Source organism: Sphingomonas kyeonggiensis (assembly GCF_030812785.1).
GTDB classification, from domain to species: Bacteria; Pseudomonadota; Alphaproteobacteria; order Sphingomonadales; family Sphingomonadaceae; genus Sphingomonas; species Sphingomonas kyeonggiensis_B.
Genome location: NZ_JAUSTJ010000003.1, coordinates 692,250 through 707,091 on the forward strand (window position 1 = coordinate 692,250; position 14,842 = coordinate 707,091).

A 14,842-nucleotide genomic window follows, 5' to 3' on the forward strand; every position below is an offset into this window, starting at 1 on the left:
CGGCGCCGCACCCGGCAATTTTTGCCCAGCACGATCTTTTTGCATGTGCTTCGGCGGTCTTCGCTTTCCTTATCCTACAATTGGGGCGTGGGCCTGCGCGCGTTTCGCGGGCATCGAGGGAGTATACGTCTTGAGCCTCTATTCCGCTCTCTACGCCGGCGTTTCCGGTCTCAACGCGCAGTCCAGCGCGATGGCAGCGGTTGCCGACAACATCACCAACATCAACACCATCGGCTACAAGGGCGTCGAAGCCCAGTTCAAGACGATGGTCACCGACGGCCGCGCCCGTTCCAGCTATTCCGCCGGCGGCGTCGTCGCCGCGCCGACCGCGATGATCTCGAAGCAGGGCATGATGCAGGCTTCGAGCAGCAGCACCGACATCGCCATCGACGGCAAGGGCTTCTTCGTCACCCGCACCGCCTCGGGCGGCCAGGGCGAAGTCGCCTTCACGCGCGCCGGCTCGTTCCGTGCCGACGAGGAAGGCTTCCTCAAGAACCCGGCGACCGGCCTGTACCTCTATGGCTATCGCCTCGATGCCGAGGGCAAGTACAACAACACCGGCAACATCGACGATCTCGAAGCGATCCGCGTCAGCGACCTTACCGGCACCGCCGCGGCGACGTCGCGCATCCAGGCCCGCATCAACCTCAACACCGCGACCGACGTGTCGCCGGCCGCTGCCGGCTACACCAAGGGCGACCTGGCCAAGTATGCGGCGAACAACAGCTACACGCCGAAGACCGAGAACCAGTTCCAGCGCTCGTTCACCGTCTATGACCAGCAGGGCGGTTCGCACACGCTGAACATGGCCTTCATCAAGACCGGCCCGAACGCGTGGAAGGCGGAAGTCTATTCGGTCCCGGCCAGCGACATCATGGACACCAGCGTGACGCCGGCGGTGCCCAGCACCAACGGCCTCATCGCGGGCGGCGACGTCAACTTCAAGCCGGACGGCAGCCTCGACCTTCCGTCGGGCAGCTGGCTGAACAGCGCGCTGAACGTCACCTATGCCAACCAGGCATCGTCGGTGCCGATCAAGCTCGAACTGGGCAGCGACGGCAAGATCGACGGTCTCACCCAGTTCGGCCAGCCGAGCTCGCTGATCTCGGGCAACACCGACGGCGGCACGCTGGGCAACCTGTCGCAGATCGAGATCACCAAGGAAGGCGTGGTCAACGCGGTGTTCGACGACGGCACCACCCGTGCCGTGTTCCAGCTCCCGCTGGCGACCTTCCAGAACCCGGACGGTCTCACCCGCGTGTCGGGCAATGCCTACACCGCCAGCCGTACCTCGGGCGGCTTCACGCTGAACGAGCCGGGCGAGCTGGGCGCGGGCGCCATCGCGCCGAACTCGCTCGAAGCATCGACGGTCGATCTCGCCAGCGAGTTCACCAACATGATCCGCTTCCAGCGTGCGTACAGCGCGTCGTCGAAGATCATCACGACGGTCGACGACATGCTGCGCGAAGTCAGCGACCTGAAGCGCTAACACTCTAGACTGAACGCAGGGGATCATGGCGCTCAACGACATTCTCGGTACCGCGATTTCCGGCCTGAACGCTGCTCAGGCCGGACTTCGCTCGGTTTCCAACAACATCGCGAATGTCGGGGTGGCCGGCTATGCGCGCGAGCGCGTCAGCCTCACCACGGGCGTGGTCGCGGGACAGGTCAGCGGCGTGGTGGTGGGCGAGCCCACCCGCGTCGCTGACAAGTTCCTCGAAGCGACGGTCTATAGCCGCGCGGGCGATTTCGGCCGCTCGGAAGTGGTCTCCAACTATCTCGATCGCATGCAGGCGCTGCTCGGCCAGCCCGGCAGCAAGTCCGGCCTGTCCGCGCGCCTCGACGACGTTTCGGCCTCGGCCGTGGCGATGACGGGCTCGCTCGCCTCCACGCAGACGGTGGCGCAGTTCACCAACGACGTGCAGGACGCGATCACCTCGATGCAGCAGATGGACAAGGACGTGTCCCAGCTGCGCTCCGACGTGGAATCGGAAGTCGGCTATTCGGTCGACAAGATCAACACGCTGCTCCAGCGCATCCATGACCTGAACGGCACCATCGCCCAGGCGACCGGCCTCGGCCGCAGCGCCGGCGGCGCCGCCGACCAGCGGATGAGCGCGCTTGAGGAGCTGAGCGGCATGATGCAGGTCAACATCCGCGAGCAGCCGGACGGCCGCGTCTCGATCGAGACCGCCAATGGCCAGACCCTGCTCGACAAGCGCCTGCGCCAGCTCAACTATCCGAGCAGCGGCTCGGTCTCGCAGGCCACCTATCCCCCGATCGAGATCCGCCTGGCCCAGCCCGATGCGGCGACCGGGGACAAGATCGATTCCGCCGCGATCGGCGGCAAGCTCGGCGGCCTGCTCGATCTGCGCGATCGTGCGCTGCCGGCGGTCCAGGAGCAGCTCGGCACGCTGTTCACCGGCCTGTCCCAGGCGCTCAACGCAGTTTCGAACGCCAGCAGCACCGTGCCGCCGCCCGCCAGCCTCACCGGCCGCAACAGCGGCCTGGTCGGCACCGACCGGCTCGGCTTCACCGGCGCGGCCACCTTCGCAGTGACCAAGGCCGACGGCACGCTCGTCGCCAGCACCAAGGTCGATTTCGATGCGCTGGGTCCGACCGCGACGGTCGACGACATGATCAGCGCGATCAATTCGGGCCTGGGCGGCGCCGGCACGGCGAGCTTCGTCGACGGCAAGCTCACTATCACCGCAGCGGGTGCCGGCAACGGCGTGGCGGTCGGTCAGGATGCGACCAAGCCCAGCGCGCGCGCCGGGCAGGGCGTCTCGCAATATTTCGGCCTCAACGACCTCGTCCGCAGCGATAGCAGTTCGCTGGTCCCCTCGGGTCTCGCAAGCAGCGACCCCCATGGCTTTGCTGCGGGCGAGACGGCGCAGATCGTCCTGCGCGACAGCTCCGGCCGGGCGCTGACCAGCTACACGCTGTCGCCCGCCGCCGGCGGCACCGTCGGCGACATGGTCAGCGATCTCAACGCCAGCCCGCTTGCCAATTTCGGCACCTTCTCGCTCGACGATGCCGGCCGCATGCGCTTCCAGCCTTCGGCGAATGTCGCGGGCGCCACGCTGTCGATCCCGGCGGATTCGACCAATCGCTTCGGCACCGGCCGCTCCTTCTCGCAGATGATGAACCTCACCGGTGCATCGAGCGGGCTCGGCATGGCGCAGGTGCGCCCGGAGATTCTCGCCGATCCGTCCAAGCTCGGGCTTGCCCAGCTGCAGGATGTCGCGGTCGGCGCCAAGGCGCTCGGCTCGGGCGACACGCGCGGGGCGACTGCCTTCGTCAACAAGCTCGGCAGCGCGATCGATCTCGGCAAGGACGGCAAGTCCACGGTCGATGCCTTTGCCAGCAACCTGATGGGCAAGATCGGCCTCGACGCCAACCAGGCGCAGGGCCGGCTCGCCGATGCCTCGGCGCGCAGCGCCGATGCGATCAACCGCCGCGACAGCTTCGCCGGCGTCAACATCGACGAGGAACTCTCGCAGATGGTGGTGCTGCAGAACAGCTATTCGGCCGCCGCGCGGGTGATCTCCACCGCCAACGACATGTACGACACGCTCCTCGGCATGCTCCGCTAAGGGCCAGAAAGAAGGGAAGACCCATGACCCGCGTCGCCACCATTCCGCTCCAGAGCACCATGTCCAGCGCGATCATGCGCGCGCAGGAAAGGCTCGCCAACACCCAGACCCAGCTTTCGACCGGCAAGAAGGCCGCGACCTTCGCCGATCTCGGCACCGAGTCCGTGCGCAACCTGTCGGCCCATACGCTGCTCGCGCGCCAGGAAGCGCAGTCGACCGTCTCTAAGCGCGTCGGCACCACGCTTTCGCTCTACCAGGCGAACATGGAAGGCATCGAGGATGCCACCACGGACCTGCGCTCCAGCCTGATGAACGCGGTCGGCACCGGCGATGCCGCCGGCCTGCAGGAAGCGATCCAGCAGGCGTTCGACCAGTTCCGCACCTCGCTCAACGCCTCGGAGGGCGGCACACCGCTGTTCGGCGGCAGCCAGATCGACCAGGCACCCTTCTCGGTGGACACGCTCGCCGATGCGGCGGCCACGCCGGGCAGCGCTGCCTTCCACAACGACACGGTGCGCGCCAATGCCCGTGTCGGGGAAGGCGTGGACGTCAAGTACGGCGTCGGCGCCAGCGAGATCGGCGCCAATCTCTATGAGGCGTTCCGCACGCTCGGCGGTGCCGGCGCGATCGGCACCAAGCTCACCAGCACCCAGCTCGACGCGGTCAAGCAGGCGGTGTCGCAGCTCGATACGGGCCTGGGCGATCTGCGCGCGGTCAATGCGGAGAATGGCCGCAAGCAGAACCAGGTCGACACGCTCGCCTCGCGCGGCGAGGAGCGTGGCCTGGTGCTCAAGAACGTGATCCAGGAGAATGAGGACGCCGATCTCGGCCAGGTCGCGATCGACCTCGCCCAGCAGAAGAGCGTGCTCGAGGCGAGCTATTCGGTGTTCGCCCAGCTCTCGGGCCTGAACCTCACCGCCTATCTGAAGTAGGCTTGCCTTCATTCCCCTCCCTGCAAGGGAGGGGCAAGGGGTGGGTAAGAAAAGGTCGGGCTCGATGCCCGGCCTTTTCTGTTTGGAGCGACGTGGCCCGCACTGCTTGCAAAGCAGGATTTGGCCTGATCGGTTCGTGCGCCCATGGCCCCCGTCCCGATCACTCTCTCTTCGTCGAAATAGCACGCCGGCTCGCATTGCCCCTTGGTTCCCCGGCGAAGGCCGGGGCCCAGTTTCGGCGCAAGCGGTTGGGGGTGGTCAGACTTCTCGAACACCATCGCAACTGGGCCCCAGCCTTCGCCGGGGAACAGCTAGGACGCGAAGTTGGGCGCTATCCTCCCGCGCGGGAAGGATCGAGGAATCAGCCGCCGGCGTCGAGCAGGTCGCCGATCGAGCCCGCCGGGCTCGCCTCGGGGATCGCGCCGATCGCGGCGTCGAGCTTGGCCGGGTCGATCTTGTCGATGCTCGCGGTCAGCATGTCGAAGGCGCCGGCGGTCGGCTGGCCCTTGAACGCCGCGGCATAGCGGCCGTGCAGCCCGCGCAGCTTGTCCTCGCGGTTGAGCATCGCCAGCGCCACGGCATAGCGCAGCACGGCGGCCTGTTGTGGCGCGCCGAGCCCGGCCTTGGCGCCGGGAAGGCTCTTCTCGCTTTCGGTGACGAAGCTGCCCCAATCCTGGGTGCGCCAATGGATCTCGGCGCGCACCGCCGCGCCGTCCGGCACGCCGTCCAGAGCCGCCGCGGCGGCATCGTCCTTGCCGAGGCGGTGGAGCGCCACGGCTTCCATCCGCTTGCGATCCCAGCGCATCTGCGGGGAATAGCTCGGCTGCTCGCTGCCCTGCAGCGCCTTGAGCGCCAGGTCCGGGCGGTTGGCGAGGATCTGGAGCATCGCGACGCGTACCGAGAGCGGGCCCTGCGCCACGTCCTGCGCGCGCTGGGTCAGCTGGTAGGAGAGCAGCTCGGCGGCGCGGGCATAGAGGCCGGCGGCCTGGAGCCGGTCGGCCAGGCGATTGGCGAGCACGTCGCCGTCGCCGCCCGCCGGGGCCAGCTCGCGGAAATCCCAGTAGAGGCCGGCCGCCTGGGGCAGCGGCACGCCGCTATCCAGCGCCAGCACCGCGCTCAGCGTCTGCTGCAACTCGGCGAGCATCGGGCCCGCCTGGCCGCCCAGCTTGAAATAGCGCAGCAGCGTGGCGCCGCTCTTCAGCTCGGCGCGCAGGTCCTGCGCTTCCTTGGCCAGGCCATATTCGATGGTCAGGGCGCGCCGCTCTACCGCGCCGCCGCGCCAGCCGAAGCGCAGCCCGTCGAGCTGCTTGATGGCTTCGGACGGGGCGATCGAATGGCCGGCGATCGACACTTCGATCGCGCCGAGCCGCGCGCCGGCCTTGACCTCGGGCGAGCCGGTGAGCACGGCGCGCTCGAAGCGCAGGCGCGCGCCGGGCAGGTCCTTCTGGGCCAGCAGCGCGCGGCCGCGCAGCAGGTTGGCGTCGGGATTGCGGTCGCTGAACAGCTGGAGCCATTGCAGCGCCGGCTGCGGCTGGCCGACATCGATCGCGGCGCCGGCGGCGGCGAGCATGAACGGCACCCGATCGCGCGGGGCGCGGGCGTTGATCGCGCCGCGGGCGCATTCGATCTGGCCGACCGCCTCGGGCGCGGCACTAGAATGGGCAAGCGCGCGCATCCGCCAGGCACAGGCCTCGGCATTGCCGGCCAGCTCGGCCGAGCTCAGCGATTCCACTGCCTCGGCATCGCGGCCGAGCAGGGTCAGCGCCGCGCCGCGCGCGAGCTGGAAGGGGGCGACCAGCGCCAGGTCGGGATCGGCGAGGCGCATCGCCTCGAGCACGCCCATCGCCTCGCCGCCGCGGTCGCTGGCGATCAGGCCCTTGGCATAGTTCCAGCGGATCGACTGGCGCGTGTCCGGCGTCGCGGTGGCGAGCTGGTGCCAGGCCTCGGTGCCGGTCACGCCGGTCCAGCCGTCGCCACCGGTGATCATCGGCATCTGGGCGAGCGTGGCGGCGAAGCGGGGCAGGGCGACGCTCGGGATCGTCGTGGCCGGCGCGGCGGCTGCGCTCGGCGTGGCGGCAGGCGCTGGCGTGCCGTGCGGCGCGACGGTCGGCGCGGTCGTCGTGGCACCGGCGGCAAGCGCGAGGAACAGGGTACGCATCAGCCGAGCCCGAACGGCCGGACGATGATCACGGCGACGCCGCCGCCGATGCAGGCGAGCAGGAACAGGACGGCCTGCATCATCGGCAGCCCTGCCTTGGCCGCTGGTGCCGCGGCGGGCGCCGACGGGCGCACGACTTCGGCCGTGCCTTCGATGGTGGTCCGCACTTTGGGGCCCGCATCACGGACGACACGCATCTTTCCCGGGCGCTGATCGTGGCTCAACTCATCACCTGCTCGCTGATTCCATTCTATTATAGAGGAGTGGGCGCTCTTGCGGCGCCGAGTCATGGATTCGGAAGGACGAGATGTTGCGACGCGAAACGCTGGTTGCGCTGGGTCTGGCGGCATTGCCGCTGGGGGGCGGCGCGCAGGCTTCGGGCGGTGGCGGTGGTGCTGCCGGCGAAGGGCTGCATCTCGTGACGATGGACGAAGTCACCGTCCCGATCATCGATTCCGACCGGGTGAACGGCTCGCTGCGCTTCAAGCTGGTGATCGACGCCGGCTCGGCCGAGACCGCCACCAGGATGAACGGCGAGATGCCGGTGCTGCGCGCCGCGACGGTCGCCGCCGGGCTCGAATTCGCCCGGCTCAACGCCTCGGCGCTGCGCGCAGTCGATGCCCAGCAGCTCGACCATGACCTCACCGCCGCGCTCAAGGCCGCCGAGCCGGGCCTGGTCCGCGTGCTGATCGTCGAGGTCGAAGCCCGCACCGGCTGACGCTTTTCCCCAGAGTGCACGAAAAAGCCCACCCCGGCACGGCGCCGGGGTGGGCTTTTTCTTGTGGTTCCCTACGCGCTCAGCGCCGGGCGGCCGTCGGTGCCCCACCCGTCGTCGCCTGACCCTGGAGTCGCGCCGCCGCGCCCTGGGGCTGGGCCGCGGGACGCGCGCCGGCATTGCGCCGCGCCATCGCCATGCTCAGCGCCGCCGCGCCCTTGGGCGTCATCGCCGCCATGATCATCGCGGTCGAGCGCTCGCGCATCCGCTGCGCGACCTTCATCTGCACTTCCATGTCGAGCTGCTCGAAGACCACCGCGGCGGCCTTGGGCTTCATCGCCTGGTAGATGCGGGCGAGCTCGTCGAACTGCGAATCCGCCGGATTGGGCGCGCCGGGAGCGCCGCTCGGGCCGCCGGCCATCTGCTGCTGCGCCTCGTCCTGCTTCTTGCGCGCTTCCGCATCGGCGGCGAGCCGGGCGGAGGCAGCCTTGGCTGCCTGCTCGCGCAGGTCGAGACCGCGCTTGCGGCGCGCGGCCGCAGCGTCGCGGGCGCTCATGTCCTGCGTGATCTCATTGCCGAGCCGGGTCTGGCCGCCCGTGTCCTGCTGCCCGGTCGCGATCGTCGCCGCATTGGCGACCACCGCGAGCCCGGCCACGCCGGCCGTGAGGAGAAGGAGGGAGGGGCGGGCCATCATGCGGCTTCCGCCATCTTCGCGTCGCCCTCGGCCTGCTCGCCCTCGATCTCGCCGGCATCGTCGCGCTGGGCATTGGCCATGCCGACCGCATTGACGATCCGCTCGGCGGCGGCGTCGGCGATGCCGGTCATCAGGCTCAGCTCGTCGCGCAGCTCACGGGCGCGCTCGACCAGCTGGGCGTGGCGGGCGCAATCGGTGCCCAGCGTGTGCTTCATGTCCGACAGCACGGCGCGGGCCTGGACGGTGGCGACCTGCAGCGCCTCGACCACCTGGGTCAGCGCGCCGTCCTTCACGGTGCGAAGGCTCTTCATCATCCGCACGCTCTGCACGAGCACGGCCATGCACAGGATGATCGTCAGCACATTGGCGAGTAGCGCGATGCTCATTGCTTCACCTTCTTGTCGGAGGAAACGTCGTTGACCAGGCGGACGGCAACCTTGCCGTTGCGCTGGCCGATCTGGCCCTGGGCGAGCTTCACGCCGCCACAGGCGATATCGAGGGAATCGTCGGGGCTCTTGTGGAGCGCGATGGTCTGGCCGATCTCGAGGCCGCGCAGCTCGGCGATCGACATCGCCTTCTCGCCCAGCAGCACGTTCATCGACACGCTGGTCTTGCGCACCTCGGCGGCCATGTGCGCCTCCCAGATGCTGTCGCGGCCGCTCTTCTCGCCCATGAAGCGCTGGAGCAGCTTGTCGCGCACCGGCTCGAGCGTCGCGTAGGGGAACACCAGGGTGAAGCGCCCGCCGCGGCCGTCCATGTCGACGCGGAAGGTCGCCGTGGCGCAGATGTTCGACACGCCGGCGATCGCCGCGAAGCGCGGATTGGTCTCGATGCGCTCGAGGTTCATGTTGACCTCCTCGATCGGCGCGAACGCCTCCGAGAAGTCGTTCAGCGCCAGCGTCAGCATGCGCGAGACCAGGCCGGTCTCGATCGTGGTGAAGGCGCGGCCGTCGATCACCACCGGCGAACCGCCGCCGCGGCCGCCGAGCAGCGCGTCGACCACCGAGTAGATCAGGCTGGAATCGACGGTGACGAGACCGTAGCTCTCCCACTCCTCGATCTTGAACACGCCCACCATCGCCGGCAGGGCGACGCGGTTCATGAACTCGCCGAAGCGCGTGGAGGTCACTTCCTCCAGGCTGACGTCGACGCCGTCCGAGGTGAGGTTGCGCATCGAGCTGGCGAAGGTGCGCACCACCCGGTCGCACACCACTTCGAGCATCGGCAGACGCTCATGGCTGATGACCTTGGATTCGATGACGGCGCGCAGGCCCTTCTTGCCCACCGTGGGCCCGAAATCGCCGAACAGCGCATCGATGTCCGCTTGGTCGAAGCTGCCGCCGACCAGGTCCCCGGGAGGGGCGGGCGGATCCGGCAGGTCGAAATCCTCGAGATCGATCATTGCTGCACCAGATCCTGGATCAGAATGTCCTTCACCTTGCCGTCGCCGAGCGTGGCGGTGGCGCGGACCATCATCTCTTCCTTGATGCGGAAGACGGCGGCCGATCCGGCCAGATCCTCGGGACGCAGCTCGCGCAGGAAGGGCTGGAAGCTGTCGAGCACCAGCGGCAGCTTCTCCTTCAGCTCGTCCGCGGCGACGCCGTCGCCCGGCACGATCATGAAGTGCAGCTTGAGGAACCGCGCCTGGCCGTCCGGCGAGCGCAGGTTGACCATCATCGCGGGCACGTCGAGGAAGGCGTCCTTGCCGCCGGCCTCGCCGCCTTCGCCATGGCCGCCCTCGGCGCTCTTCTCTTCCTTCTTCTCCTCGCCATGCGCGTCCTTGGCCCCCTCGGCCTTGGCGCTGGGGCCGGAGAACAGGAAAGCGGCACCACCGCCGCCGCCGAGCAGCAACACGCCCGCCGCGGCACCGATGATGATGAGCTTCTTCTTCGACTTGGGCTTGGCTGCCTTCGCAGCCTCCGCGCCCTCCTCGATGATTTCCGGAGACGACATTCCCTGGTGACCTTCCGAAATCTGCACGCCGACACCGCGTCGGTGCATTTCCCTCTATTATAGGATCAGCGCCCGGCAATTGTTGCCTAGTGCGAATTTTTGAGGATCCGTCCGGTGGACATTTCTTCCTATGTGCTGCTCAGCCAGGAAACGGCGCTTCGCCGTCGTATGGACGTGGCGGCGAACAACCTCGCCAACATGAACACGGTTGGCTTCAAGCGCGAGCAGCCGGTCTTCCGCGAATATGTGGAGAAGACCGAGAGCGCGGTGAAGCCGGCGAACAAGACGGCGTTCGTGCTCGATTACGGCGCGGTCCATGATTTCAGCCAGGGCGGCTTCCAGCCGACCGGCAATCCGCTCGACGTGATGATCGAGGGGCAGGGCTATCTGTCGGTCGAGGCGCCGGACGGCTCGACTGCTTATACGCGCGCGGGCCAGCTCAAGATGCTGCCCTCGGGCGAGCTCGCCACCTCGAGCGGCAACCGGGTGCTGGGCGAGGGCGGCAAGCCCATCGTGATCCCGGCCGAGGCCGCGAACCAGGTGTCGATCGGCAAGGACGGCACGATCAACGGCCCGGGCGGGCCCTTTGGCCGCCTGACGGTGACCCAGTTCGACGAAGCCGGCGTGGATCCGCGCGGCGACGGCCTGTTTGCCGGTACCGGCGGCCGCGAGCTGCCTTCGGGCGAGACGCGCCTGATGGGCGGCGGCCTCGAGGGCTCCAACGTCAACGCGATCCAGGAAACCACCGACATGGTGGAGATCCTGCGCGCCTATCAGACCAGCCAGAACCTCTCCCAGAGCATGAACGACATGCGCAAGTCGGCGATCGACAAGCTCAGCCGGGTCGGCTGACCCCCCGCCATAAGCATAAGGAACTGATCCATGCGTACGCTTTCCATCGCCGCGACGGGCATGCTCGCGCAGCAGACCAATGTCGATGTGATCTCGAACAACATCGCCAACATGAACACCACGGGCTTCAAGCGCCAGCGCGCCGAGTTCCAGGACCTTCTCTACGAGCAGGTCGTGCGTCCCGGTTCGTCGACCAGCGCCCAGACCCGCAGCCCCACCGGCATCCAGATCGGCTCGGGTGTGAAGACCGGCGCGATCTACCGGATCAACGAGCAGGGTTCGACCCAGCAGACCGACAACCAGTATGACCTGGCGATCCAGGGCCATGGCTATTTCCAGATCACGCTGCCCGACGGCTCGACCGGCTATACCCGCGACGGCTCGTTCGGCGTGTCGGATCAGGGCGAGCTGGTCAATTCGGACGGCTTCCCGGTCCAGCCGGGCATCACCGTGCCGCAGAACGCGGTGGGCGTCACCGTCTCGAAGACCGGCCAGGTCGATGTAGTGCTCGGCGGCGCCGACCCGACGCCGCAGACCATCGGCCAGCTCCAGCTCACCACCTTCGTCAACGAAGGCGGCCTGGAGGCCAAGGGCGGCAACCTGTTCCTCGAGACCGCGGCTTCGGGCGCGCCGATCACCGGCACCCCGGGCGATCCCGGCTTCGGCACGCTGATGCAGGGCTTCGTCGAGGCCTCGAACGTCAATCCCGTGGCCGAGATCACGGCGCTGATCACGGCGCAGCGCGCCTATGAGATGAACAGCCGCGTGGTGAAGACCGCTGACGAGATGCTGGCGACCACCAGCCAGCTGCGCTGATGATCAGCATCCTCGGCCTTGCGCTGCTCGCCTTCGGTACCCCCGAGGAAGTGCCGGTCGCCGTGCTCGGCCATGCCGTGCAGAAGGGCGATCGCATCGAGGCGGGCGATTTCTCGGTCGAGCCGCGCCCCGCTGCTGCGGCGCGCGGTGCGCTCACCATCGATCAGGCTTCCGGCATGGAAGCCGCGCGCAACCTGCCCGCGGGCACGGTGGTGCGCCAGGCAGACCTGATGCGTCCGCAGATGGTTCGTCGCGGCGAGCCGGTGACGATACGGATCGTCAGCGGCCCGCTGATCATAACCGCGGCGGGCCGTGCGCTTGCCGGCGGCTCCAAGGGCGAGGCCGTGCGTGTCGTCGCCAATGCAACCAACCGCACGCTGGACGGGGTCATCGAGGCCTCGGGCATCGTGCGGATCGTCACGCCTTGAACTTGCAGCTTACAGGGAAAGTAGCATGCGTAAGATCATTCTGATTGCGGCGATGGCCGCCACGCTTTCGGGTTGCGGCGCCGTCGGGCGCCTGAAGCAGGTGGGCAAGGCCCCCAAGCTCTCGGAGATCCAGCCGGTCACTGCACCGGAGATCGAGCCGTCGCTGGCAATGCCGTCGGAGCGCGTCCGCGGCGCGACCGCCAACGGCACGGTGGCGATGCAGCAGCCCCAGCCGGGCAGCAGCGCCTCGCTGTTCCGCACCGGCGCCGGCGCGCTGTTCCGCGATCAGCGCGCGAACAAGCTCGGCGACATCCTGACGATCAAGATCAACATCGCCGACAAGGCGGACCTGGGCAACAACACCTCGCGCACCCGCGGCGGCAGCGAGAGCGGCGGCCTGGGCGGCCTGCTCGGCATCAGCCCGGTCAAGAAGCTGCTCGGCGCCGACGCCAATGCCGCGCTGGAGACCAATTCGGGCTCGAAATATGCCGGCGGCGGCACCACTGCGCGCTCGGAGAACATCAACATGACGATGGCCGCCATCGTCACCCAGGTGCTCCCCAACGGCAATCTGATGATCAAGGGCCGCCAGGAGGTCCGCGTGAACTTCGAGATGCGCGAGCTGATCATCACCGGCCTGATCCGGCCGGAGGACATCGCCCGCGACAATTCGATCCGCCACTCGCAGATCGCCGAGGCGCGCGTGATCTATGGCGGCAAGGGCCAGCTCACCGACGCGCAGCAGGCGCGCTGGGGCCAGCAGATCTACGACGCGCTCTTCCCGTTCTGAGCCTGTCGACAAGCCTGAAAGAGGATCGCCTCGCAGCCCGTGCTGCGGGGCGATTTTCGTTTCTCCCTCTCCCCGCTGGCGGGGAGAGGGCAGGGGAGAGGGGGCTGTCGAGGGCGGGTTGCCCCATGCCCCTCTCCCCGACCCTCTCCCCTGAAGGGGAGAGGGAGATTACGCCTCCCTCCCTCCCGCCACCCCAGGCCGTCATCCCGACGAAAGTCGGGATCTCGTGCGGCTCCTTCCCCGCGCCATCGCCTGAGATCCCGGCTTCCGCCGGGATGACGAGAGGAGGCGAGGGTCCAAATCCCCGTTAACTATCTATTAACCATTTAAATTCGTGGGATAATTTTGGTCATCCTATAAATTTTCCCACAATGAACATGCGGGACATACCGATCATGTCTCCGTCGCGAACCGGCGTCTCCGGTTCGGGCCGCAGAAGCAGCCCCTCGATCCAAGAAGGATAGTAACATGGCATTTTCGGTTAACACCAACGTCGGTGCGATGGCGGCTCTTCAGAGCCTCAACGAGACCAACAAGGGCCTGTCGCAGGTTCAGAGCCGCATCAACACCGGCCTGAAGGTTGCGTCGACCAAGGACGACTCGGCTTCGTACACCATCGCTCAGGGCCTGCGTGGCGACATGGGCGGCCTCGCGGCCGTTTCTTCGTCGCTGAGCCGCGCCAAGAGCGTGACCGACGTGGCGGTGGCTGGCGCCGAGCAGATCTCGGACGTCGTGAACCAGATGAAGGCGAAGGCCTACCAGGCTGCCGACTCCGGTATCGACACGGCGACCCGTGACGCGCTCAACGGGGACTTCGTTGCCCTGCGTGACCAGATCACCACGATCGTGAACTCGTCTGACTTCAACGGCACGAACCTGCTGAAGACCGGCGGTGGCACCGTTTCGGCCCTTCAGTCGCTGAAGGACTCGAACACCGGCTCCACCACCTGGGATCCGGACTCGCTCAGCGTTGCCAACCAGGCTCTTGACCTGGGCGGCGCGACCGTGACGATCGCTTCGGGCGCCACCATCAGCACCCAGGCGACTGCTCAGGCGATGATCGACACGATCACCACCACCCAGTCGAACCTGAAGACCAGCCTCAGCACCCTGGGCGCTGCCTCGCGCAAGATCGACGCGCAGTCGACCTTCACGAGCAAGCTCTCGGACGTGATCGAAGGCGGCATCGGCAACCTCGTCGACGCCGATCTGGCGAAGGAATCGGCGAAGCTGCAGGCCCTTCAGGTCAAGCAGCAGCTCGGCGTGCAGGCTCTGTCGATCGCCAACCAGGCGCCGTCGACCATCACGTCGCTGTTCCGTTAAGGCCAGACTTTTTCCCTGGAGTCTATGGCCCTGACGAGGAGGCCGGGACGCAAGTCCCGGCCTCCTTTTTTTGTGCCCTTTGGGTCGGTTTCGGCGCGTTCGCGCGTCTCTGTTGGTTGACGCCTCTATAATGATCCCAAGAGGAGAATAGGTCTTGTTTCCCAGGATCAGAGAAATCACCGATGCGTTCGGCGGCCGCCTGCAGGTGAGCGTCGAGGAGCATCCGTCGGGCGCGCTGGTCGTGCTCGAGCGTCCGGACATCACCGGCCGGCCGCGCATCATGCTCGATGGCTACGGCGTGGACGTGCTGTCGGGCTATATCATGTCGGCGCGCCTGGCCGTGCCGCACGGGCTTCCGGACGAGCATATCGACGGCGTCTTCGCCACCCGCTTCCGCCTGGGGCTCGACCCCTGCGCGCAGCTGGCGCTCGCCCAGTCGGGCGGTCCGGCGCTGGATATCCCCGCGCCCTTCTGGGACCGGCTCTATGCCGAGCTGTGCCTCGTCGCGGCGCATGCCCGCGAGCTCGGGCGCCGCGCCGAAGCGCGGGTCCATTGATTCCGCAAAACCACATACGGGCTTGCCCG

Annotated in this window: 16 protein-coding genes; 10 read left to right on the top strand and 6 right to left on the bottom strand. The window is 67.7% G+C overall.

The window, feature by feature from the left end; genetic code table 11:
* The first annotated feature begins 130 nt into the window (after nt 1-130).
* From J2W22_RS20725 to J2W22_RS20735, 3 genes are read left to right on the top strand one after another with little or no spacing between them, the layout of a single operon-like run.
* On the top strand, nt 131-1,489 hold the full coding sequence (locus tag J2W22_RS20725; RefSeq protein WP_307120177.1) for a flagellar hook protein FlgE: 1,359 nt from the start codon (nt 131-133) through the stop codon (nt 1,487-1,489).
* Between the two features lie 25 nt (nt 1,490-1,514).
* The gene (gene flgK / locus J2W22_RS20730) at nt 1,515-3,596 is read left to right on the top strand and encodes a flagellar hook-associated protein FlgK (RefSeq protein ID WP_307120178.1); all 2,082 of its coding nucleotides are present in this window, start codon (nt 1,515-1,517) and stop codon (nt 3,594-3,596) included.
* A 23-nt stretch (nt 3,597-3,619) separates the two neighbouring features.
* Nucleotides 3,620-4,528 (top strand): flagellin, encoded by a 909-nt coding sequence (locus J2W22_RS20735; RefSeq protein ID WP_307120179.1) that lies wholly within the window; start codon nt 3,620-3,622, stop codon nt 4,526-4,528.
* A gap of 361 nt (nt 4,529-4,889) precedes the next feature.
* Here the strand turns inward: J2W22_RS20735 and J2W22_RS20740 are convergent, their stop codons facing one another.
* Entirely contained in the window at nt 4,890-6,686 is a 1,797-nt protein-coding gene (locus tag J2W22_RS20740; protein ID WP_307120180.1) for a hypothetical protein, read from the bottom strand.
* A complete protein-coding gene (locus tag J2W22_RS20745) occupies nt 6,686-6,883 on the bottom strand; it encodes a hypothetical protein (protein ID WP_307120181.1) in 198 nt (65 codons plus the stop codon). The genes J2W22_RS20740 and J2W22_RS20745 overlap by 1 nt, the downstream gene beginning before the upstream one ends.
* Nucleotides 6,884-6,993: 110 nt before the next feature.
* Between J2W22_RS20745 and J2W22_RS20750 the strand changes: the two genes are divergently transcribed.
* Nucleotides 6,994-7,404, top strand: coding sequence for a hypothetical protein (locus J2W22_RS20750; protein ID WP_307120182.1), 411 nt, complete (start codon nt 6,994-6,996; stop codon nt 7,402-7,404).
* A gap of 79 nt (nt 7,405-7,483) precedes the next feature.
* Here J2W22_RS20750 and J2W22_RS20755 read toward each other — a convergent pair whose 3' ends face one another.
* Genes J2W22_RS20755 through J2W22_RS20770 form a run of 4 tightly spaced genes read right to left on the bottom strand, consistent with a single transcriptional unit; the run spans nt 7,484 to nt 10,048 of the window.
* Complete coding sequence (locus J2W22_RS20755; protein ID WP_307120183.1) at nt 7,484-8,092, bottom strand: MotE family protein; 609 nt, start codon at nt 8,090-8,092, stop codon at nt 7,484-7,486.
* Nucleotides 8,092-8,481: a DUF6468 domain-containing protein gene (locus tag J2W22_RS20760; protein WP_307120184.1), complete on the bottom strand. Its 390-nt coding sequence runs from the start codon at nt 8,479-8,481 to the stop codon at nt 8,092-8,094. Before J2W22_RS20760 ends, J2W22_RS20755 begins: the two co-directional genes overlap by 1 nt.
* Nucleotides 8,478-9,497, bottom strand: coding sequence for a flagellar motor switch protein FliM (gene fliM, locus J2W22_RS20765; protein WP_307120185.1), 1,020 nt, complete (start codon nt 9,495-9,497; stop codon nt 8,478-8,480). Before fliM ends, J2W22_RS20760 begins: the two co-directional genes overlap by 4 nt.
* Nucleotides 9,494-10,048 carry a flagellar basal body-associated FliL family protein gene (locus J2W22_RS20770; protein WP_307120186.1) on the bottom strand — a complete coding sequence of 185 codons (555 nt, stop codon included), beginning with the start codon at nt 10,046-10,048 and terminating at the stop codon, nt 9,494-9,496. Before J2W22_RS20770 ends, fliM begins: the two co-directional genes overlap by 4 nt.
* Nucleotides 10,049-10,162: 114 nt before the next feature.
* Between J2W22_RS20770 and J2W22_RS20775 the strand changes: the two genes are divergently transcribed.
* From J2W22_RS20775 to J2W22_RS20800, 6 genes are all read left to right on the top strand, one after another.
* Complete coding sequence (locus tag J2W22_RS20775; protein ID WP_307120187.1) at nt 10,163-10,900, top strand: flagellar hook-basal body protein; 738 nt, start codon at nt 10,163-10,165, stop codon at nt 10,898-10,900.
* A 30-nt stretch (nt 10,901-10,930) separates the two neighbouring features.
* Nucleotides 10,931-11,716: a flagellar basal-body rod protein FlgG gene (gene flgG, locus J2W22_RS20780; RefSeq protein WP_307120188.1), complete on the top strand. Its 786-nt coding sequence runs from the start codon at nt 10,931-10,933 to the stop codon at nt 11,714-11,716.
* Nucleotides 11,716-12,144, top strand: a complete 429-nt coding sequence (gene flgA, locus J2W22_RS20785) for a flagellar basal body P-ring formation chaperone FlgA (RefSeq protein ID WP_307120189.1) — start codon at nt 11,716-11,718, stop codon at nt 12,142-12,144. The genes flgG and flgA overlap by 1 nt, the downstream gene beginning before the upstream one ends.
* 25 nt (nt 12,145-12,169) lie before the next feature.
* Nucleotides 12,170-12,934 (top strand): flagellar basal body L-ring protein FlgH, encoded by a 765-nt coding sequence (gene flgH / locus J2W22_RS20790; protein WP_307120190.1) that lies wholly within the window; start codon nt 12,170-12,172, stop codon nt 12,932-12,934.
* A 468-nt stretch (nt 12,935-13,402) separates the two neighbouring features.
* Nucleotides 13,403-14,257, top strand: coding sequence for a flagellin (locus J2W22_RS20795; RefSeq protein ID WP_307120191.1), 855 nt, complete (start codon nt 13,403-13,405; stop codon nt 14,255-14,257).
* Nucleotides 14,258-14,411: 154 nt separating this feature from the next.
* Nucleotides 14,412-14,813, top strand: coding sequence for a hypothetical protein (locus tag J2W22_RS20800; RefSeq protein WP_307120192.1), 402 nt, complete (start codon nt 14,412-14,414; stop codon nt 14,811-14,813).
* The last annotated feature ends 29 nt before the right edge of the window (nt 14,814-14,842 follow it).